Raw genomic sequence first — 24,005 nt, 5'->3', positions numbered from 1 at the left:
TCGGTCAGGCGGATCGAATAGATATCGGTCCGCGCGCCGGCGGTCTCGCTCACCAGTGTCTCGCCCTGCGTCGCGTCGCCCGCCACCTCCTGGCTGATGAAGATGGCGCCCTGGTTGCCGTCGGCAACGGTGGTGCCGAGCCCTTCGATGAAGGTCTGGTCGTAATCGTCATCGACGCTGCTGGCCTGGTGGTTGATCAGGCCCGAGCGCCCGGCAAGATCCGCCGAGACGATCTCTTCGGTGACATCGCCGGTGACGTCGAACGTATCTGAGCCGAGACCGCCGATGACGCGGGTCACGGAGTTCGCGGAGGTCGACAGGATGAAGAAGCTGTCGTCGCCCTCGAGACCGTCGACCTCGAGCAGCTCCTCGGTATTCGACAGCGACACGTTGAGCCCGGCGCCGAACACGCCGTCCTCGGTGATGACGAAGGCGTCGTCAGCCTCGGTGCCCAGCACCACGACCTTGTCGAAGCCCGCCCCGCCGTCGATATCGAGCGGCGCGTTGATGTTGTAGCGGATCAGGTCGTCGCCGCTGCCGGCGTTGAGCTCGGTCTGGTCCTGCAGCGACGAGCTGCCATCGCTGTCGAGCAGGAAGGCCCGCACGGTGAACTCGTCATTGCCGCTCTCGCCCTCGAGCTTGAGCTGGGCGCGGTTGGCATAGACGGTGAAGCTGTCCTGGCCCTCGCCGCCGAAGGCGACGGTGGCGAAGCTGATGCCGTCCGAGAGCCAGCCGCGGGTGGTGAGCACGGCATTGATCTCGTCGCCCGGCGCGATGCCGTTCTCGGCGCTGCCGCTGTTGGGATCGTTGCCGAAGAGCTGGCCGAACTGGAAGCTGTCGTCGCCGATGCCGCCATCGAGGGTCATGATCGCGGCGTTGTCATCGGCGATGAAGCTGTCATTGCCGGCTTCGCCGAGCAGCGTCACCCGGCCGTTGATGGCACGGTCGTAGTTGATCCGCTCGACGGTCTGCGGCCGGGTCGGATCGTCGCCGCGCATCTGGTCGATATCGCCATGCAGCAGCGCGAAGAAATTGGAGCGGCTGAGGAAGACGTCGTCATCCTCGGTGCCCACAACCACCATGGTGTCCGCGTCGAGCGGTCCGCCGGTGTCGACCACGTCGATGATGTAGTCGACAAGCTCGCCGCCGACCGAGCCGTGGGTCTGCAGCAGGATCGCGTCGGAGCCGTCGCCGCCGTCGATCAGGAAGCTGTCGGTGCTGCGGTCCTGGCTGACGAGACGGACGATCTCGACGAAATCATCCTCCGAGCCGCCGAGCAGCGTGACATGGCCGGTCATCGTGGTGGCGTCGAGGAAGCGGACGGAATCCGCCCCCGCGCCGCCCTCGACGAGGATCGTGGACGCGGCGGAGAAGCCGCCGGTGAGCACCATCTGGTCATCGCCGCCGCCGAGCGCGATGGCGATGCTGCCGCCCGAGACGAAATCGCCCGAGATGTCGAGGAAATCGCGGGTTGCGCCGGTGTTGACGGTGAGCACGCTACCGGCGATGAGCAGGCCGGAGATGTCCAGACGATCCTCGCCCTCGTCGGTGCTGACGGTGAGGCCGCTGCCAGCGCTCAGGGTGCCGGAGATGTCGAGAAGGTCGATCCCGGTGCCGGTGTCGATGGTGAGCGCGCTGCCGGCGATGAGCAGGCCCGAGACGTCGAGGCCATCCTCGCCCTCGCCGGTGTTGACGGTGAGCGTGGTGCCCGAGGCCACGGTGCCGGAGACGTCGAGAAGGTCCATCCCGGCGCCGGTGTCGATGAGGGTCGCGAGGGCGGAGCTCATCGCGCCGGTGATGGTGACGCTGTCTTCGCCGCTGCCGGTGTCGATGGTGCTGTTGCCGGTCGCCTCGGTGGTGCCGGTGATGCTCACCGCATCCGTGCCGAAGCCGGTGGAGATCGCGAGGGTGCCGGCGACGACCGAGCCCGTCGCGCTGACGGTGACCGCGTCGTTCCAGGCGCCGGTGTTCAGCGCCACGGTGCCGAGGGCCTCGACGGCGCCGTCGATCAGCAGGTCGGCCCCGATACCCTCCCAGCCGGCGAGGTCAGCGTTGAGGGTGATGCTGCCGGTCTCGGCGATCAGGCTGGCGCCGGTCTGCACGTGCAGGTCATCCCCGGCGGTGAAGACGATGTTGCCGCCGGTCGAGCGGACCTCGACCCCGGCATTGATGGTGAAGGTGTCGTAGTTATCGGCTGCCGATTCCGTCGCCGTCTCGATGATGTCGCCGGCGGCGAGGATGTCGTTGGCGATGGTGATCGGGCTCGACGCGACGGTGTAGATATCGCCGCCCGATTGCTGGCCGTAGCCGGCGCCGCCGTCGATGGTCAGCAGCGTCAGAGCGCCCTGGTTGTCGACATAGGTGGAGCCGGTGGTCGAGAGCGACTGCAACGCCCCGATCTCGGTGTAGATCCAGTTGTCCGAGGTGCCGATATCGCCCTGCGCGATCAGGTAGGCGCGGCCGCCGAGCACGTTGCTGGTGTTGGGCGGCTGCACGCCGTTGTAGATGCTGCCGACCACGGCGGTGAGATAGGCGGTGGCGAGGAGCGGGTCGCTCTGCGTCACCTCGACGGTGTTGAGCCACATGTCACCGGCCTGTTCGATCAGGAAGGTGTTCTCGCGGCTGGTCACGGTGACCACGCCATCGCTGCCAGAGCGGCGGCTGTCGATGTCGAGCTCGTTGCCGAAGGCGCCGATATAGCCGAGATCGGCGGTCAGGGTGATGTTGCCCGCCGCCAGCACGTCGGCGGCGAGGCGCGAGCCGGTGTCGTTGCCGTCGGTGCTCGTCTCGGGATTGGTCGGATCGACGAGATCGACAGCGTCGAAGATCGAGAGCTGGGCGTAGAGCTCCACGTCTCCGCTGCGCGACAGCACGTTGCGGATGTTCATGTCGCCTTCCTGCTCGTAGACGATGACATCGCCCTCGGCGGTCAGGGTCAGCAGGCCGAGATCGTCGCCGAGATCGCCGCGCGCCTCGACCTCGAGCGCATTGCCCACGACACCGATCGAGCCGGTCTGTGCGGTCAGGGTGATGCTGTCGGCCTCGATATTGACGAACTCGGTGTTGTTGTGGTCGAGGATCGAGCCCTCCGCCACCAGCGTAACATCCTCGCCCGCCGAGTAGACGGTGTTGATGTTCATGTCGCCGTCGCGCTCGGTGATGTTGATGTCACCGGTGCCGCGCGCCGTCAGGGTCGCGCCGGCGGTCTGGTCGACATAGACCATGCCACCGCTGCCGATGCCGCCATCGCCGGCCTCGAGAACGAGATTGTCGGAAGTGATGTTGGTCGACGCGCTGTTGCCGCCATTGCTCAGCTCGCCCTGCGCCCTGACGCGCAGGTTGCCGTCAACCTCGAGCGTGCCGAGCTCGATGGCGTATTCCGAGCCGAGATAGCTCTCGCCGCCGGCGCTGACATCGAGCTGGCCGGTCACCACGATGTCGAGATCCTCGCGCAGCTGCACCTGCACCATGGTCAGCTCGACATATTCGTTCACGTCGAGGGTGACGCCGGTCTCGGTGATCAGCGCGGGGCCGTTCAGGGTGATCGTGGTCGCGGTGGCGGCGGTGATCTCGTAGAGCGACAGGTAGTCGTTGGCGTTCTCGGTGTCGCCAGCCAGGATCAGCTTCATCCCGGCGCGGTAGTCGGAGAAATCGCCGTCGCCGCTGACCAGCGTGATGGTGTTGCCGGAGATGTCGACGGTCATGTCGGTGAGATCGACGCCGCGCGGATCGAGCGCGAGGCCCGAGACATGCACCGCGACATTGGTTTCCGACGCCGTCAGCAGCACGCGCGAGCTGTCGAGCTGCAGCGTGGTGCCGCCATTGGTGATCGCCGTGACGGTGTAGAACGGGCCTTCCTCGGTGGCGTTGGCGCTGTTGCCCTCGACCTGGATGACCTGCCCGACGAGCACGTCGTCCCAGGTGCCCGAGCTGCGGGTGATGGTGTTGGCCGCGGCGTCGAAATCGACGGTGGCGGCGAAGCGGTCGGTGGTGAGGAAGAACAGGTCGTCGCGCTCGGCCGCCGAGAGCAGCACGCGCTCCTCAGGCGTGAGCTCGGTGTCGGGGTCGATGGCGATGGTCTCGAAGCCCTCGGTGGCGCCGATCTGGCCCGAGACGTCGAGCTCGACATTGGCGCCGATGATGTTGGCATCCTCGATCACCGTGTCGGTGTCGGTCACCGGCACCAGGAGGCCCGCGCCGATGGCGTTGATCAGCTCGTCCTCGGTCCAGATCTTGATCGAACCTTCGATCAGCTCGTTCTCTTCGTCGGTGAGTTCGTATTCCCACGCCGCGTCATAGACATCCGGATCGAGCGGGTTCGAGAGGCCGCCGGTGTAGCTGCCCCAGACCGCGTCGAGGTTGCGGTATTGCTCGGTGCGGCTGGTGCGCAGCGTGAGGATGGCGTTGGCCACGTAGGCCGGAACGTCGGCAGCGCCCTCCGAGACCGCCTGCGCCGTGTAGAACTCCTCGTAATAGGCTTCTTCGTCGGCGGTCAGCAGCAGAAGCTGATCGGCGTCGTACTCGAGGGCCGAAGGGCGGAAGGTGAGGTAGAAATCCGCCGCCGCGGCGTCGAGCGTGGCGTCGTCCCAGCCGGGATTGGCCTCGGCCAGATCGAGGCGGTATTCCTCGATCTGCGCCAGGCGGGTCTGCCAGTACTGGCGGTATTCCGAGGTCTTGGCGTTGGCCAGCGTGTCCTTGACCTCGTTGACCTTCGCAGTGGCGTTGCCGGTATAGACCTCGTCGCCGTTCTCGTCGGTCTCGTAATCGGTGAGCTTGAGGGCACCCCAGACACCGTCGCGCAGCTCGGAGACGGCGCGTTCGTCGGTCTCCTCGATCTGGTTGCCGTCGAGCAGGTCGCCGGAGAGCACGCCGACATAGACGTCGCCCTGGGCCTCGATCTTGAACAGCCGCAGGTCGCCGTCGGTCTCGACCACGTAGACCGCGCCCTGCAGCGCCGTCGCTGTGAGCAGCGATTGGTCGCGGGTGCCGGTGTCGATCTGGATGGCGCGCGCCGAGGCGCCGATATCGCCGTCCTCGGCGATCAGGTCGATGGCATCGGCGGTAATGCCGTGGCCGGTGGCGGCGGCGAGGATCGAGCCCGCCGAGGTCAGGATCGCGTCGTAGCCGCCATCCGCCGCCGAGATCGTGCCCAGCGTCAGGTCGCCGAAGGTCTCGTAGAGGTTGACGATGCCGTCGCTGGCGGTGGCGTCGATGCGCTGACCGGTGACGCCCTCGACATCCGAGAGGTTGACCCGCACGGCCTCGTACTCGGTTCCGATGGCCGAGGCGGCGAGGCCGATGGTGCGGCCGCCGATCTCGCCCGAGATCGCGCCGCCGGAATTGGTGGTGATGATCCCGGTGGTGTTGAGCTGGGTGTGGCCGTAGGCGTTGCGCAGCGGGCCGTCGACGGTGATGTCGGAGGCACCGGCATTGACGACGATGGAGCCGGCATCGTGGCCGATGAAGGTGATCCCCACCGGGCGGTCGGCCTCGATGGTGTGGGTGACGTATTCGACGCTGTCGGTGATCGTGGTGTACTGGAACCAGCTGTAATTGGTGCCGTACCAGGTCGACCAGTGGTCATAGCCGGTGCGGTTGGGCCCGTTCACATTGCCGATCACCTCGACGCTGTCATAGGTGTAGGCGTCGCCATCCTTGGCGGTGTCGAGGTAGAAGTAATTGGAGTCCGGGACAAGCTCGCCCTCGGTCTTGGTGCTGTCGGTGCGGTCGGGAGCGCGGCTGTCCGGCGCGAAGGCGTCGATGCCGAGCCAGTCGCCCTCGGTCCATTCCTCGACCAGCACCTCGCGGGTGCCCTGCGCCAGCATCCAGCCATAGCGGTAGCCGGCCACCGGATCGTAGGTGAATTCCTTGTCGGAACCCTGACCGACGAAGCCGCCGCCATTGTCGCTGATCTCGACGACGCCCTGGTCGTTGACCTGGTAGATCGTGGTGTAGGGCACGCCTCCCACGGAGGGCTTGGCCAGGTCCTTGATGATCAGCTCGCCGATGCCGCGGGTGGTGGCGTCGAGCTCCTGCACGATGATCTCGGGCGTGTAGCCGTTCGCGAACACCATGCTGTTGGTGATCTCGATATCGGGATAGCCGCCATAGACGATGATCTCGCCGTTGCGGGTGTTCATCACCCGCGCGGTGATGTCGACATAGCCGCCGCCCGGGCGCAGCGGGGTGACCAGCACCGCGCCTTGGCCGGCATTCGCCGTCGGGTCGAAATAGATCTGGAAATCGGGGTTGGTGGTCGGCAGCAGGATGGTCGTCGAGGAGCCGCTCTGGCGGTGCTCGTCGATCTTGGCGCGGGTGGTGTCGTCGAGGACGACGTGGAAATCCTCTTCGCCCGACTGGATGATGCCGTTGATGTTGAGATACTGGCTCTCGATGTAGATCCGGTCGCCGGTGATCGAGGCCTCGGTGGGCTCGACGGCGAGGAATGCGTCGATCGCGGTCTGGTCGATGGCCTCGGCGTTCAGCATGCCGGCGGTGCGGTTGACGTAATCGTCGCCGGTCAGATCCGAGGTCTTCCACTTGGAATAGGGCTCGCCGGCGAGGTGATCCTGGGTGGCGCCGGTGTCGAGGATCGTGGTTCCGTTCGACAGGATGTGCACGTCGAGGCCGTTGACCTCGGCGTTGACGATCACCGAGCCGGTGGAGGAGCCGTAGCCCGAATTGTTGTCGAGCGTGATGTCGCCGCGCAGGTTCAGGATCGGGCCCTCGATGAAGAGGTCGGGCCAGACCGCGGTATTGGTGTTGAGATCGCCATCGTTGAGCACCGCGCCGAGCGCGTCGTAATCGATGACGATGTTGATCTCGGGGACCCCGCCCGAAGGCGTGGTCGAGGCGGCGGTAAAGCTGAAGTTCGGGGCGATGGTGCTCCAGTAGCCGCCATCCTCCTCGACGACCTCTGCATTCTCGGCGGTGATCGCGGTCCCGGGATTGCTCAGCAGCGAGACGTCGACGCTGTTGAAATAGACCCCGCCATTGACCTCGGGGATCTCGGCCCCGTTGACCACCAGGTAGGCGGCGGTCTGGTTGGTGATGTTGATCGAGGCGTCGCGCGGGGTGTCGAAGGTGCCCGAGCCGTAGAGCTGGTCGGTGATGATCTCGACGAGGCCGGCCTGCGCGAAGACCGCATCGACCTCGATGACCTGCACCGTCGGCTGAAGCGGCACCAGCTCGTCCTGATCGATGTCGATGACGCCGTTGTTGTTGTTGTCGAGCCAGTTGGCCTCGCCGAAGGCCAGCATCTCCTCGAGGATGCGCTCGATCTGGCTCTGGTAGAACGCCACCAGGTCGGGGTTGACCAGATCGCCGTTATTGTCGGTGACGTTGTAGAGCGCGAGGTTCTCGCGTGCGATGTCGAGCTGGGCGGAGCGCGTGGTCTCGACCTGCTCGAGCCGCACCGTGAAGGGAATGTCCGACTCCTGGCCATTGGTCGTCAGGTTGAAGGTGCCGGCGCTGTCGGGGCCGGTGATCGAGCCGGCATCGAAGGTCCAGGTCTGCACGCCCGCGCTGGTGGTCGAGGTGCCGATAAAGCTGTTGGTCGCGCTGTCGAAGGTGATCGTCAGATCCTTGTGGCGCTGCGCGCCCGTACGGATCGTGCCGTCATTGACCACGCTGCCACGCGCCACCGCCGCGCCGAAGCCCGGCCCGAGATTGGCGTTGTTGCCGCCGAGCGCCGCGTCGATGGCATCGCCCACCGCCGAGGCCCAGTTCACGCCCTTCGCCATCACGTCGAGATTGGCGACGCCGTTCTCGTCGGCGAACAGGTTGATGTTGGCAAAGCCCTCGAGCAGGGCGCCGCTCTGCACGCTGATGGTGTTGTCGGTGATGACCACCGCGCGGGTCTCGAGATCGTCGATCGGGATCAGCGAGCCTGCGAAGTTGTCGACCCGCGCCTTCAGGCTGTGGTCGTAGATCCGGCGGTCCATGTCGGTGCCGGCGGTCAGGTAGATGTCGCGGCCGGCGGTGACGCTGCCACCGATCGTGATGAGGTTGTCGGGCGCGAGATCGATCTTGGCGTGACCGAGCGCAACGGTGCCGATACCGTAGGTCTCGGATTTCGAGTGCAGGTCGATCTCGTGCAGGCCGTTGGCCTCGAAGATCAGCTGGCCCGCGGCCTCGACCACCGCGTCGTCGCCGACCACGACCTCGGCCAGCAGCGTGTCGGCATGCAGGTCGATATAGGCGCCGGCGCCCGAGAGCGCACCGGCTGTGAACAGCGCCACGTCATCCTCGATGTCGAGCGCGTTGAACGCCTCGGCGGTGAAGCTGCCGTATGCGTCGGTGGTGGTGATCTGGCTGTGATCGTCGATGATCACGCGGGTGTTGAGCACGATGTCGATCTGCGACGAGGACAGCGCGCCGCTTGCGAGCCCGCCGGCATCGCCGTCGAGATGGTTGCCGCTCACGCCCTCCTTGATGACGGTGTTGGTCGCCGCGGCGAAGATGCTCTCGGCGGTGACGGTGGCGCCGGTGGAGTCGCCGTCATCGGTGCCGAAACGCACCACCACGTTGGCGGTCACATCGGTGTTGGCCTCGGCGCCACTGCCGGCGATCAGGCCGTAGCTGTCGGTCTTGACCAGCGCGTTGGGGCGCGAGGTGAAGGCGGCGGTGATGTTGAGCCCGCCGGGCAGCTCGTCGATCTGGCCGCCATAATAGGCGAGGATCGAGGCGTTGTTGGTCGCGACCTCGATCTCGGCGCCGTCGTTGATCTGCGCCAGCACGTCGGCATCGATGGTGGCGGTGGGCGCCGCCCCGGCGCCTGCAACCGCCCCGCCCGAGCCCGCGCGGGTGTCGGCGGTAACCTCGGCCTCGCCATCGGCGCTGATGTTGACCAGCGCGGCGGAGATATCGGCATTGTTGCCGACCAGCGCGTGCGAGCTGACATCGGCGACCGCGTTGGCGATCGAGGCCCCGATGCCCACGAGCCCGAAGGCCGCGGAGTTGGCATCGGCATATTGCGAGCTGTCGGCAACGGCCGCGACGTCGACGGCGATCAACGCGGTGATGTCGGCATTGGCGCCGATCTGCGCGGTGACGCTGTCGCCGATCCGGGTTTCGGCCAGCGTCGAGGTGGCGCCGATCAGGCCGCCGGCAGCGGCATGGGCCTCGGCCTGCGCGTTGGTGGTGTTGTTGAATTCGCCGGTGCGTGCCTCGACGCTCAGCGTATCCACGTTCATCGTGCCGCCGCCGGTGGCGGTCACGTCGCTGGCGACGTCGACATCGACGAAGTTGGCAGAAGCCGCGAAGCCCGAGGCCAGCGAGACGCCCACGGCCAGGCCGTCGGCCACGGTGCGCGAGGTGGCGCCGATCTCCACATCGGTGGCGTTGACCAGCACGCCGCTGACGCTGGCGGTGACCTCCGGCGTCACGTCGAGATCGACATAGCTGCCCGCCGCGCCGAAGGCGGCGAAGCCCAGCGAGAGCGAGGCGGTGACGGTCTCGGCCTCGACCCGCGGGCGTGCCTCGGCGGTCACGGTCAGGTCGCCCGAGAGGGTCAGGACGTCGTCGGTGCCGCTGCCCGAGACCAGCGCCTCGGTGGTCGAGCTGTTGCGCCCGCGCACCTCGGTGCCGGCGCCGGCGACGCTGAAGCCGAGCGAGATCGAGGCCGAGACGGCAGCGGCCGCGGCGGCGGCGTAGGTATCGCTGTCATCCTCGGCGTTGACCACGAGATCGGCGGCGGTGACATCGGAATTGTCGACCTGCGCGCGGATCGTGTTGTCGACGCTGTTCTCCGACAGGCCGACGGCGATCGAGACCGAGCCGCCCACGAGCCCGGCGGAGCCCGCAACGCTGGCGGCACCGACGAAGCTGTCGATGACGGAATTGTCCTGCGCATCGACGGTGACGGTGTTGCCGGTGGCCACCACGGCGCTGTCGTCGATCTCGGCGATGACGGCGTAGTCGATCTCGTTCAGCGCGTCCGAGCCGCTGCCGGCAGCGGCCCCGGCCACGGCGCCGCCCGCGATGGCGACGGAAAGCGCCACGACGGTGGCGTCGATCGTGGCGTCGTCCATGCTGGCCAGCACGTCGACATCGCCGCCGGCGGTGACCGAGCTGCCGTCGATGGCGGCGAACACGCCCGTGCTGTCGCCGTTGCCGATGCGGTTCTCGGCGAGGCTGACGCCGATCGAGGCGCCGAAGCCGCCGGCGCCGACCCCGATGGCCGCAGCGGCGGAGAGCACGATGGCGTCGATGGTGGCGTCGCTCTCGGCGCTGACCAGCACGTCGTCCTGCGCGTCGATGGTGGCATTGGTGATGCGCGCGGTGGTCGCGCCGGTGATCTCGTTCTCGGCATAGGCGCCGGCGCCGGCGAAGCTCACGCCGACCAGACCGCCGGAGACCGCAAGCGCCGCGGCGGCGGTGCCGGCGGTGATCGCGGCGGTGTTCTTCGCCTCGACGGTGACGTCGCCCACGGTGGTCTCGACGCCGTCATCGGTGTTGCGGATCTCGGCCAGTACATCGCTGCCGATGGCGTTGAAGCCGATGCCGATGCCGGCGGAGACCGCGACACCCACCATGCCGAAGCCCGCCGCGACGGCGACCGATCCGCCGAAGGCGTCGATGGTCGAGCTGTCCTCGGCCGCGACGCTCACCGCGTCGGCGCTGATGCCGGTGCCATCACCGTCAATATAGGCCTCGGTAGTCGCGTCGATGACGTTCTCGGCATAGGCGCCCGAACCCGCGACCCCCACGCCAACCTGACCGGCGGCAACCGCGGCGGCTCCGGCAAAGGTGAGGGCGCGGATCGACTGGGCGCTCTCGGCGTTGATCGTCAGATCGCCGGTGAGATCCATCGTGGTGTCGGAGGCATAGGCCGAGACCGCGCCGCTGTCGGCGACGGTGTCGCCGGTGAGGTCTCGGCCGATGAAGTTGCGAGCCACCGAGACGCCGATGCCCACGCCGACGCCCACCTGGCCCGCGGCCACGGCGGCGGAGACCGCCAGAACGGCGGCGTTGATCTCGACATCCGAGCGCGCGTCGATCACCACGTCGCCGCTGCCGGTGGTGGTGAGATCGGCACCCACGGTGGAGGCGGCGACATTGGTCTGGATGGCGTTGAGCGCCACCGCCCCGGCGCCGGCGATGCCGACCCCGACCTGACCGACGGCGACAGAGAGCGCGGCCGCGCCGGAAACCGCGTTGATGCCGGCCTTGCTTGCGAGGATCTGGCCATTCACCAGGCTGAGCGCGACGGAGCTGCCTTCCTCGTCGACGGCGGTCCAGCGCTCGCCTTCCTCGAGGGCTGCGACCTTGACGGTGCCGACCAGATCGAAGCCCTGCGCCCGGAGCGCGTCGGCCAGGCTGACCGCGAGGCTCGCATCGCCCGAGAGATCGGCGGCGTTGGCGGTGTCCTCGTCGTCCATATCCGCGACCGCGAGATCGTCGAGATCGCTGACGCTGACCGGGATCACGATATCGGCGACCGGCGCATCGATCGGCAGCTCGGGGGTCGAGGCGCTGATGATGATGCCCTGCGCCCCGCTGGTGCTAACCGCGCCATCGGCGATGGTGGCGGTGACGTCATTGGCTATGTTGTTGATCGCTATGGAAATTCCGAGCGAAACCGCGACCCCGGTCTGGCCGAAGGCGGCGGAGACGGCCATCGCCGCCGAGACCGCGTCGATGGTCGAGATGTCGTCGGCATTGACCACCACGTGGTCGGCCTGCACGTCGCTCGCGGCGCCGGCGATGCGGGCCGAGACGTCGGAGTTGATGCGGTTCTCGACCGCAGAGCCGCTGCCCGAGACCGCGACGCCGACCTGGCCGCCGGCCACTGCGACCGATCCGGCAAGGCTCGCCGCCTTGATCGCCTGGGTGCTCAGCGCATCGACGATGACGCCGTCATCGGCGGTGACATCGCTGCTGACGATGGCGGCATCGACGATGGCCGCCGCCTCGGAGAGGTTGACCAGCTCCCAGAGGTCGGTGTTGCCGTAATCCTGCGCGTTGAGGGCGAAGGGCGCGGTGTTGCCGTCTTCGTCGATGACATTGTCGGCCTGGGTCACCGTCTCCCCGATGTAGCGGTAGACGTCGCCCTTGCGGGCGCCCTGTTCGATCAGGACGGTGGTCGCATCCTGCGTCAGCTGGGTCACGCTGTCACCGGTCGTGTTGCCATAGGCGACGACGCCCTGCTCGTAGCCGATCAGGTTGCGCGACACCGCGACCCCGATCGAGGCACCGACGCCGGTCTGGCCCACGGCCACCGCGGCGGAGGCGGCGATCACAATGGCGTCGATCTCGCCCGAGGCCCCGGCGCTGACGGAGACACCGCCCAGCGTTGAGGTGACGTCGCTGCCCGAGATCAGCGCGCGGGTCTCACTGCCGATGCGGTTGGTGGCCTCGGCGCCGGCGCCGGAGACCGCGACGGCGGTCGAGCCGAAGCCCGCGGCGATCGAGGCGGCGCCCGCGAAGGCCGAGATGCTGGCGGCGTTGTCCGCCGCGACGCTCAGATCGCCGGTGCGCGCGGTCACGCCGTCGTCGGCGTCCTGGATGCGCGCGATGACGGTGCCGCCGATATCGTTCTGGGCAAGGCCGAGACCGATGGAGACGCCCACCCCGGTGCTGCCCACCGCGACCGCGACCGAGGCCGCACCCGCGAAGGCGTTGATCTCGGAACTGTTGGTTGCCGAGACGGTGATCGCGTCGCCCTGCGTGTCAACCGCGAGGGCGCCGGCATCGCCGTCGATCGCGGCGAGCACATCGACATTGATGGCGTTCTCGTTCCACACGCCCGAGCCCGAGACGGCAACGCCGGTGGAGCCCACCGACACCGCGACCGAGCCAGCGAAGGTCAGCGCGTTGATGCTCTGCGCCGCATCCGCGGTGACGAGGAGATCGCCGCCGGCATTGACGCTGCTGTCGGAGAGATAGGCCTTCACCTCGAGCGCGTCCTCGTTGCCGTAGCGATCCTGCCCGAGGAAGTTGCGCGCGATGGCGACACCGATGGAGGCGCCGACGCCGGTAGAGCCCGACACCGCCACGGCGGCGGAGGCGGCGATGACGGCGGCATTGATGGTGCTGTCGCCCTGCGCGTCGACCACCACGTCGCCGGTGGTGGCGATGGTGGCGCCGTCGATATGGGCCAGCGCGGCCGAGGTCACCACGTTCTCGGCATAGGCGCCGGCGCCGCTGACCGCGATCGAGTTGGAGGAGCTGACCGAGACCGAAACGGCAGCGGCGGCGGCGATGGCATTGATGGTGGTGCGCTCGACCACCAGGTCGCCGCCATCGAAGGCCAGCAGGAAGCTGCGGCCCGCGCCTTCTCCGTCGCCATTGCTGTCCTCGACCACGGCGAGCCACTTGCCGAAGCCCGCGCTGGAGACGCGCAACGTGTCGGTGGCGGAGATCTGGTCCTGCGGGCCGAGTTCGCCGTTCAGGGCGTCGCGCAGATCGTCGAGGATCGCGGTGTCGCCGGCGAGGTCGGAGGCATCGCGCGAAACGGTGTCATCCTCGTCATCGTCGGGCGTGCCGTTGTCGTCGTTGACCATCGCCTCTTCGGCGGCGTCGTCGAGATCATCGCCGTCGAAGCCGGGGCTGCTGACGGTGAAGCTCTCACCCGCCGAGGTCTCGGCCGAGACGATCAGCGAGACGGTGTCGAGCGGATCGACCGCGCCGGTGCCGCTCACCGAGACATCGGCATCCTCGACATAGGCCTCGGCCTGGTTGGAGATCTCGTTCATCGAGATCGCCACGCCGAAGGCGACCGAAGTGGCGTTGGACGAGGTGCCGACCCCCACCGCGACCGAGGCGGCGCCGGTGATGCTGTCGATGGTGGAGCGGTCGAAGGCCTGCACCCGGCCGGTGGCCAACTCCAGCGTGCTGCCGCCGTCGCCGCTGATATAGGCGGCGGCATCCGACGCGATGCGGTTGCGCGAGAAGCTGCCGGTGCCGCCGACCGCGAGGCCGGACTTGCCGACCGCCACCGCCACGGCGCCGGCCAGCACCAGCGAGCTGATGCTCTGCTGGGTCAGCGCCTCGATCTCGAGCGAGGCATCGGTGCCGAGCCCGGTGGTGATGCTGCTGTCATCGAGATGCGCCGAGGTCAGCGCGCCCTCGCGCACGAGGCCGACCTGCTTCCATTTCTGTGGGTCGCCGTAATCCTCGATCGAGAGATCGACGGCGGTGGCCTGATCCTCGCCGACATATTCGTAGAACCGCCCGCGATGGGCGCCCTCGGTGACCTCGACCACGTCGCCCTCGGCGAGCGGGGTGACGTCGTCGCTCTGGTGGTCGGCGGCGACGGCGCTGTCCTGCCAGCCGATCATGTTGTCGGAGACCGAGGCGCCGATCGCCACGGCGGTGCTGTCGCCGGAGAGCGAGACCGAGACCGAAGCCGCCACGGCAGCCACGGTGGCATCGATGCGCGAGACGGATTCCGCCTGGATCGAGACGGAGTCCGCCACCAGGGTGCTGTCCACGATGCTGGCCTCGGCGCCGCCGAACAGGCGGTTGACCGCGACCGCGCCGCCGACCGAGACGCCCACGGCATTGCCGTCCGCCGCGCCCGAGACGCTGGCGGCGACGGCGGCCGCGGTGGATTCGATGACCCCGTCGCGGCTGGCGATGATGGCGATCTCGCCGGTGGTGGCCTCGACGCCGCTCGACGCGATGCCCGCATCGACGGTGTTGCGCAGGGTGTTGCGCGCGATCGAGGTGGCCACAGCCACCGAGAGCGACTTGCCGGTGCCCACCGCGATGGAGGCGGAGGCGGCGATGTTCTCGGCGTGGATGAAGCTGGTGTCGCGCGCCGATACCGTGACATCGCCGGTCGCGGTCTCGACCATCGGGGCGTCGATGATCAAGGCTTCGGCGCCAGAGCTGCCGCGGTTGAGCGCCACGATGGGCGCCACGGTGATCGAGGTGTTGTCCTCGAGCGCGATCGAGGTGGCGAGCGCCGCGTTCAGGATGTCGGCGGTCAGGTCCATGTCGCTGAGAGCGGAGACCGATACGCCGGTCTCGGCGGAGACCTCGCTGCGCAGGATGCTGGCCGAGGCCATCGCCGGGGTCTCGTCGGCGGGCAGCAGGCCGAAGAGCGCGTCGATGGTGTTGAAAAGGACGTTCTGGCTGTTCACCCCGATCGAGTTGAAGGCCAGCGTGACGCCGATGCCATAGCTCTCTCCGCCGCCCTCGGCGACGGTGGTCATGTCGATGTCGCTGTCGATCTGCGCGGTGTTGGTTGCGCTGACGCTGACCGCGCCGAGCACGCTGTCGACATCGCTGTCCACGAGCGAGGCCTCGGCGGTCGAGAGCACCACGTTGGTGGCGATGAGCGCGTTGACCGCAAGCGTGGTGCCGCCCTCGCCGAAGGCGCTGCCGCCATCGGCGGCGATGTCGCCGATATTGTGCGCTTCGATGCCGGCATTCTCGGTGGCGATGATGACGATGTCGCCGGTGGCGGTGTCGACGGTGGCCTCGTCGACGCGGGCGATCACGCCGCCGCGCACGTCGTTCATGGCGACCATGCCGCCGCCCGCGGTGGCGTCGGACTCCGAGAAGTTGAGGTTGATGCCCGGCGGCAGCAGGCTCTCGATGTCGAGCGGATCGACCTTCACCCAGTCGGCATCGGCATCGTAATCGAGCGTCGAGAGATCGACATCGGTGCCGGTCTGGTTGGCTCCGAAATAGATGTAGAGCGCCTCGCGCTCGGCTTTGGTCTCGTCGTAGTCGTCGGCGATATAGACCATGTCGCCGAAGGTCACGCCGCGCTGCACGCCCGAACGGGTGGTGTATTGATACTCGTTCACCACGTTTTCGAGCGAAGTGAAGATGATCCCGAGCCCGGCGTCATTGGTGACCGTGGTGGTCACCTCGAGCGAGTTGGTGACATTTATATGGTTGCTGTCATTGGCCTCGACCCGGACGCCGGTGCCGGCGTCGATGTCATTGGCATAGCCGGTATCGTCGCCGACATTGGTCCAGAGCGTGGCTCCGAAGGTCGCGGCGGAGAGATCGATCACCGCCTCGGGGCCGCTGTACTCGTAGACCGTGCCGTCGAGGGCGATGACCCGGTCGCCGGTCTCGACCCGCTGCTCGCCGTCGCCCTGCCGGAGATTGGCCACGTCGATATAGGCCTTGGCCGCGCCGGAGACTTTGTTGGTCGCAACGATGGCGCCCACGGCGGTGCCGCTGGCATTCTCGAGCGCTGCGGCGGCCGAGGTGGCCTCGTTGCTGGTGATGGCGATGATGTCGGCATCGTTGGTGGCCAGCACCTCGAGCTTGCCGTCGGCGCTGACGCTGGAATTCAGGATGTAGGCCTCGGCATCGACCGGGGCCTCGCCGTTGAAGGCCGAGGAGATCAGCGGATCGCCGACGATGCCGTCGATCGTGTTGAAGAGCACGTTCGAGGGCTCCCAGCCCACCGAGTTGAAGGCCAGGAGAACGCCGACGCCGGTGTCCCCGCTGCCGACCATGGCGATGTTGTTGGCGGTGAGGCTCGCGGTGTTGGTCGCCTCGACGCGGACGTTGCCGAGCCCGCTGCCGTCGTCGGCAGCGCTCAGCGCGCTGTCGATCACCGCGGCGTCGGCGCCGCCCTGCAGGACGTTGGTGGCGATGACGCCGTTGAAGGCGATGGACTGGCCATCGCCGAGATTGCTGCCGCCCGAGGAGGAGGTGGAGGCATCGACATTGGCCTCCATCGTGGCATCCTCGATCGCCTCGACGATCACCTCGCCGTCATCGGCGCCCACGGTGGCGCCGCGGATCTCGGCCAGCACGTCGGAGCGCAGGTCGTTCAGAACCACCAGAGTGCCGACGCCGATGGAATCGCTCTTCGAGACATTGCCGAAGCTCGGGATGCCCTGCGTCACCTGCGTGGGCTTCCAGAGGTTCTTGTCCTCGTAGTTTACATCATTGATATCGATGATGCTTTCGGTCCCCAGATACTCGTAGACCCCGCCCGCGACGCCGCCGCCGCTATAGCCGTCGTCGAGCCGCACCAGCTCGCCGAACTTGACCGTGACCTCCTGCGTGCCGGCGCCGCTCAGCGCCAGCCAGTCGGCCTGCTGGAGATCGTTGACGGTCTCTGCCGCGACCGCCTGACCGCCATCGTTGGTGGTGGTCGAGCTGCTGACCAGCTTGGAGTTCGACCACAGGCCGATCTCGTCGCTGGCGCGCACGGTGACACTGCCGCCGGCGCTGATCTCGGTCTGGGCAGGGGCGTCTTCGTTGTCGATCACCGCGTAGGCGCGGCCGCTCACCTTGTTCGAGGCCAGCACCACGCCGACGCTCTTGCCGGTGGCGTCGGTCTGGGCCGAGGCCTCGGAGACGGTGGAGTTCGACACTGTGGCGTTGAGCTTCTCGGTCGAGAGCGCCTCGACGGTGATGTCGGTGCCGGCGGCGAGGCCGCTGTCGATCACCAGCGCGCGGGCCATCGACGGGTCTTCGCCGTCGAGCGCCTCGGAGATCAGCGGATCGCCGACCAGCGCGTCGACCGCGTTGAACAGCAGGTTCGAGGCCTCCCAGCCCAGCGTGTTGAACGCCAGCGTCACACCGACGCCGGTGTCGCCGGTGTTGGTCTCGGTCTGGGTGGTGGCGTCGAGCACGGCGCGGTTGTCGGCGAGGATGTCGATGGCGCCGCCCGCGTCGAGCACGCTGTCGCGCACCAGCGTGTTGGCCGAGGCGCGCACCATGTTGGTGGAGATGGTGGCGTTGACCGCGAGCGACTCGCCGGTGCCCCAGGCGCTGCCGCCCGAGGAGGTGACGTTGGAGGTGAGGCGCGCCAGCATGGTGGCATCGGCCTCGGAAGAAACGGTGATGTCGCCGGAGGTCGCCGTCAGGTCGATGGCGTCGACGCTGGCGCGGGCCTCGGAGCGCACGTCGTTGGTAACCACGATGCCACCAACCGCGCGCGAATTGCTCTCGGCGAGGTTGCCGACATTGGGGAAGATGTCCTGCGGCTCGACAGTGCCGTTGAGCAGCGTCCAGTTGTCTTCGTCGTCGAGGCCGAGCCCCGGGATGTCGGCGAGATCGTAGCTCTGGATCGGGCCGGAATACTGGTAGTACTTGCCGGCCTCGGCGCCGCCGTTGGAGCCGATATAGATTACGTTGCCTTCGATCAGGGTCTGGCTGCCCGAGAACGAGGTGTAGACATACTCGTTCTGCAGCGCCTGATTGGCCAGCGCGGTGAAGGCGTCCATGTTGTTGGAGACGACCGCCGAGATCTCGATATTGCTGTCGGCGCGGATATGCGCGTTGTCGGAGGCCGAGACGGTGATGCTGCCGCCGGCGGTGACGCTGCCCTCGGGCAGGGTGTCGTCCTTCAGCTGCCAGTCGGCATTGTTGGCATAATCCTGCGCTGCGTCGCTGAGATCGATGCTGAGCGCGGCGTTGCCGAGGGTGAAGTCGCCGGGCTGGGCATCGAGCACGTCGAAGAGCACGATCGGGTCGTAGCCCGGATCGCGCGGGTCGGTCTCGGTCGAGGCGAGGGTGGGGCCGGAATAGATCAGAATGTCGCCCTCGGACCAGATGCCGTAATCCTCGTGCAGGCGGATGCGGTCGCCGGCCTCGAGGAGCTGCACGTCGCTGCGCGAGGAGTAGAGGAAGCTCTGGTCGGCACCCTGATCGGCACCGACATATTCGTAGACCGCGCCGCCGACGCTCACCGTGTCGCCGGTGCTCAGCGTCGCCGGCGTATCGGCGGCGTCATGGGTGGTGGTCGTGGTGTTGCGGATCCATGCGGCGGTGTCGGAGGCGATGCGGTTGGTCGCCAGCAGCCCGCCGCCGGCGGTGCCGTTGGCACCGTATTTCAGATCCTTGATGCCCTTGCCCTTGTTGTCCTCCTTGGAGCCTTCGACATAAGCGTCGAACAGGGCGCGGTTGTTCTTGGCGATGGCCGAGGTCTCGTTGCCGACGCGGGCGTCGAGCAGGTTGGCCTCGAGCAACACGAGGGTGCCCTCGCGGTTCTCGATGATCCAGGTGCGGCCGACCTCGTCGGAGACATACCAGCGGAACTGGGTCTCGACCGTCTCGACCGAGAGACTGCCCTCGAAGGCGATGCTGGCGGCCTCGAACTCGGCCTGCAGATCGGCAAGCGCGGCGGCGTCGCCTTCGGCGTCCTCGTCGTCGAGCAGCTTCTCGTCGGCCATGTCGTCGAGCAGCTGCGCGGTGGTGTCGCTGAAGACGATGTCGGTAAGCTCGGCGCTGGTGTCGGCGGTGACCGAGACGTCGCCCGAGGCGTTGATCACGGAATCCTCGATATAGGCCTGCGCGCCGACCGGCTCGGCCTCGATCAGGTAGTCGGAGCCGAGGATCGCGTCGATGGTCTGGAACAGCACGTTGCTGCCGTCGAAGCCCACCGAGTTGAACGCCACGACCACGTTGATCGCGTCGCTCGCGCCGGTCATCGAGCTGAGCGTGGTGGCGTCGAGCACCGCGAGGTTCAGCGCCTCGACCGCCACGTCGCCGGCGGTGGCGGTGACGTTGCTCTCGGTGATCCGCGCGGAGGCGCGCGAATTCAGCTCGTTGGTCACCATCAGGCCGCCATAGGTCTCGGTGGCGTTGATCGTCGAGCCGTCGACGGCCTTCATGGTGGCGCGCTCGCGGGCCTCGACCGAGACCGAGGCGCCGGTGACATCGTAATCGTCGATATAGGCGCTGGCGCCGCCCTCGGCCTCGTTGCGGCTGACCATGACGTAATAGGCCTTGGCCGAGCCGGTCTTGATGCCCGCGCCCTTGGCCGCCACGCCGATCAGGGCGGGCGGGATGACGTTGGTCTCGTCGAGCTCCTTCCAGAGGTCGATATCGGTGAAATCGGTGGTCGCCAGCGGCACCGAGGCGCCCGAGCCCATGTACTGGAACCGCTTGCCGTGCAAGTCGCTGTTGGCGTGGTTGGTGCCGATGAACACCCGGTCGCCGAAGACCAGCGCCGGGGCGCCGGACTCGGTGGTGTACTGGTAGGTGTCGAGCAGCTCCTGCGCGAGGTTGTTGAGCAGCCCGAGGCCGAGGTCGTTGGTGCGCGAGGCGCCGGTATCGACCAGCGTCTGGCTCTCGAGCACGACCTCGTCGCTGGCGGCGACGCGCACCATGCCGGCGGCGGAGATCACGCTCTCGCCGGAGGGGGTGCTGTCGGTGTCGTCGATCCGCGCGGTGGCGGCGCCGGCCAGCATGTTGGAGGCCAGCACGCCCTGCGCCGCCATCGCCTCGGCACCCTGGAAGGCGGAGGGATCAGAGCTGACATCGGTGCCGATGCGGGCGGTGAGCTCGGCGGCGTTGGTGGCGGTGACCGAAACGCCGGTCTGGCCGGCGACGGTGCTGTCGATGATCCGGGCCTCGGCGTCGGAGAAGCTCTTGTCACCGATATCGGTGCCGATCAGGGCATCGACGGTCTGGAACAGGATGTTCTCGGCCTCGTAGCCGAGCGTGTTGAAGGCGATGAGCACACCGACGCTGTCGCCCGCCGAGCTGACCGCCGCGTCGAGCTGCGCGTCGAGCGAGGCGATATTGTCGGCCTGCACGGAGACCGCGCCGGCGGTGGAAAGCACATCGGCCGATTGCTCGACCGCGGCCAGCGCGCTGGCATTGGCGGTGTTGACCACGATGAGCGCGCCCACGGCGACGGAGTCGCCCTTGTCGCCCTGCACCGAGCCGCCGCCCGAGCTCGACACGCCGACATCGCCGGTCGAGGTCAGCGTCGCCATCTCGACCGCCTTCACGGTCATGTCGCCGACGGATTCGACATCGGCATTCGAGATCCGGGCCACCGCCTGAGCGTCGAAGGTGTTGCGCACGGCCATGCCGCCGACGCCGACGCTGTCGCTGTCGGTGAGGTTGTTGCCGGTGGGGATCAGCTCGGTCTCGGGCACCCGCATCCAGAAATCGGTGTCCTCGAAATCGGTGTCGAGCAGGTCGATCTGGTCGGTGCCGTCGCCCATGTATTGATAGATCGTGCCGGCCTCGCCATTGGCGTCGTTGAAGGCCAGCCAATCGTAATCGAGCCCGACGCGGTCGCCGAAGGAGACCGACCATGTCGGTCCGGCCACCGGCGCTCCAGAGGAATCCACCACCTCGGCACCGTTGGTGCTGTAGGTCGCGGGCAGCAGCGTGCCGAGCGCGGCATCGACGCCGGAGAGCCCGCCATCATTGGTGGTGACCGACGACGAGGTGACCTTGGCGTTCGACGCGAGGGTGGTGCTGTCCTCGGCGGTGACCTCGAGTGTGCCGCCGGCGGTGATCGCGCCATCGGCGGGCGCGTCGACGATCTCGGCCACCGCATCGGAGGCAATCTTGTTGTTGGCGAGGATCATCGCGAAGCCCATGCCCTTGGCATCGTAGAGCGGGTTCGCGGTGGCGCTGTCGGAGGCCTGCGAGGTGGCCGAGTTGGTCACCGTGGCGTCGATCAGGCTTTCGTTGCGGGCGCTGACGCTGAGCGCGCCGGTCGCCGCCACGTCCGAGGCCGAGATGTAGGCGTGGGCGTTCGAGGGATCCTCGTTGCCGAGATACTGGTTGATGCCGATCAGCGTGTCGATGCCGAGCGCGAAGGCATCGAGCACGTCGATGTCGAAACCGATCAGGTTGAACGAGATGCTGACGCCGACCGCCGAGTTGTTGCCGCTGGTGACCTTGGTCGCGGCCTCGGAGAAGGTATCGAGAATGGCGGCGTTGGTGGCGCCCACGGCGATGGTGTCGCCGGAGACGTCGGCGCCGTTGCGGATCGCCGCGATGGTCTCGCCGCGCATCTCGTTGAAGGCCAGCGTGCCGCCGAAGGCGACGGTCTTGGTGCTGGCCACGAGGCTCGCCTTGGTGGGCGTATTGCGGGTGTCGCGCACGCTCAGCGCCTCGGCATGCGAAACCAGCGTCTGGGCGTTCTCGGCCTCGACGGTGACATTGCCGGTGGCCGTGACCGAGGCGCCGTCGATGGCGGCCTCCACGGTCTTGTCCATCTCCGAGATCGCCGCGGCGACCTTGATGTCGGCATTCGACTGCTCGCCGAGATCGATGGCGGTCAGCTCGTCGAGATAGGCGTCGAAATCCGACGACATCGAGGTCAGGCTGGTGCTGTCGAGAGCCGACACGTCGAGCGCGCCGCTGAGGGTGACCGTGCCGCCCTCGACCAGCGCTTGGGTGCTGCCGCCGATGGTGTTGACCGAGATCTTCGCGGCGACCTCGTAGCTCGACTCGTTGAGCGCGGCGACGGTCAGGCTCGTACCGTCGAAATCGCCGGTGAGCTTCGCCAGCACCGTGTCGGTGCCGTAGAGATAGGTGGCGCCGATCAGCGAGGCCTGCACCTTGTTCTCGAAGGTGCCCGCGTTCTTGGCCTCGATGGTGAAGGCGCCGCCCGAGGTGATCGTGCCGTCGACGATGGCCTGGGTGTCGCGGCTCACCGTCATGATGCCGATCGAGACCTCGAAATCATCCAGCATGGAATTGAGGATGCCGGTGGCGTCGGCGCCCTCGGTGCCCTCCTCGTCGGGCGTCACGTCGAGGATCAGCGAGGAATCGTCACTGGCCCGCACGAGGCCCGAGACGGACTCCCCCTGCAGAAGCGCGCTGCCGACCGTCACCTGGGCGCCCGACTGCACGGTTGCATGGGTCGTGACATCGGCGATCACCGCATTGGCGAAGGAGCCCAGCACCGACTGGCTGCCGTCGATCTCGACATCGAGCAGGGTCGAGGCCTCGAGGCTGAAGGCGGCGGCGGTGATCTCGGAGCTGCCGGCCACGTTGGCGGTGGCGCTGACCGTGGGCATCTGCAGCGGGTTGCCCTCGCTGAAGTTGAAATCCGAGAAATCGCCGGTGGCGTCGAGCACGCGCTCGGCATGGGCCGAAAGCGCGACGGTGCCGGCGGAATGGATGTTGCCCTGCACGTCGAGCGAGGACGAGACCGAGCCGATGCCGGACAGTTCGAGCAGGGTCAGCCCGAAGCCGGAGGCCGAGTTCGACGCCTCGAGCGTGACGTTGCCGATCGGGTTCAGCGCGGTGCCGAGCGAGACGCCGCTGGCAAGGGTGATGGACTCGGTCTGGACGGTGAAATCCATGCCCACGGTCGCGGCGCTGTCCCAGCCGTCGATGCTGAGCGAGACATCGGGGTTGAGCAGGCCGAACTCGCTGACGATCGAAAGGCTGTCGGTCGGGGCGTCGAAGGACAGGCTCTCCATGCCGGGGCCGTCGATGATGAAATCGAACGCACCGGGATCTAGATCGAGTGAGGCGCTTTGCTGCCCCGGCAGAAGCGTCTGCATGTCGATGGTGATCGTGCTGGCGGTGTTGGTCAGGTAGACCGGCTCGAGCCCGGAAAAGCGCAGCTCGGTGCCGTCAATCAGGAAGCTGCCGCTGTTGGGATCTTCCGGCAGGTAGGTGACGCTCTCGCGCTGCCCGTCGATCACCAGCGTATCGAAGCCGCCATCGCCGCCATCGATGCCGCCGGCAAGCGCGCCGTTCACATCGAGGGTGAAGGTGTCGTTGTTGTTGGCAGCGCCGGCCAGGGTCTCGACATTGCTGAAGCTGAGGTTGACGAAGCCGTCGGTCGCGACCCCGGCATCGGGCTGACCAATGGTCCACTCGACGTCATTGGCCGTCTCGAAGGCAAGGCTGTCGAGCCCCCCACCGCCGTCGAAGCTGAACGCGAGTGGCGTCTGGTCGCCGAAGCTGAGCCCGTCGAGGGTAATGACATCGCTGCCCGCGCCGCCGATGATCGAGATGCCCGAAATCTCGGACAGATCGCCGAAGCTCAGGACGGTGCCTCCGCTTCGATCAAGGATCTGCACACGCTGAACCTCGGTGGCGGTATCGCCGTCGGTCTCGATCTCCTCGTGCAGTTGCACCAGCAGGTCGGTGTCGCGGTTGTCCTGATAATAGGCGCTCAGATCGAGCGCGAGAACGTCGCCATTCAGCAGGACCCTCTGCTCCAGCGGGTCGAGCATGAGCTGGCGCGCCGCCCGTTCGAGGGCCGCGAAGCGCCGTTTGTCTTTCCGTTTCAGCCGGCTCTTGATGCGACGGGTGTAGGGAATCCGCGGTAGCTGGCCGGGGCGTTGCTGGGCGAACGGGAAAGACAT

General features: G+C 67.5%; 1 protein-coding gene (running past one end of the window). It reads right to left on the bottom strand.

What is annotated here, in order from left to right; genetic code table 11:
* Nucleotides 1-24,005, bottom strand: partial view of a beta strand repeat-containing protein gene (locus tag KUV62_RS15435; RefSeq protein ID WP_222604611.1) — the 5' portion only. The gene continues 6,172 nt to the left of window position 1, outside the view; 24,005 of the gene's 30,177 nt are visible here — the first part of the coding sequence; the start codon lies at nucleotides 24,003-24,005; its stop codon lies off the left edge, out of view.

The organism is Salipiger bermudensis (genome assembly GCF_019801965.1).
Taxonomy (GTDB): Bacteria; Pseudomonadota; Alphaproteobacteria; order Rhodobacterales; family Rhodobacteraceae; genus Salipiger; species Salipiger bermudensis_A.
This window is presented reverse-complemented; position numbering and strand designations above follow the sequence as displayed.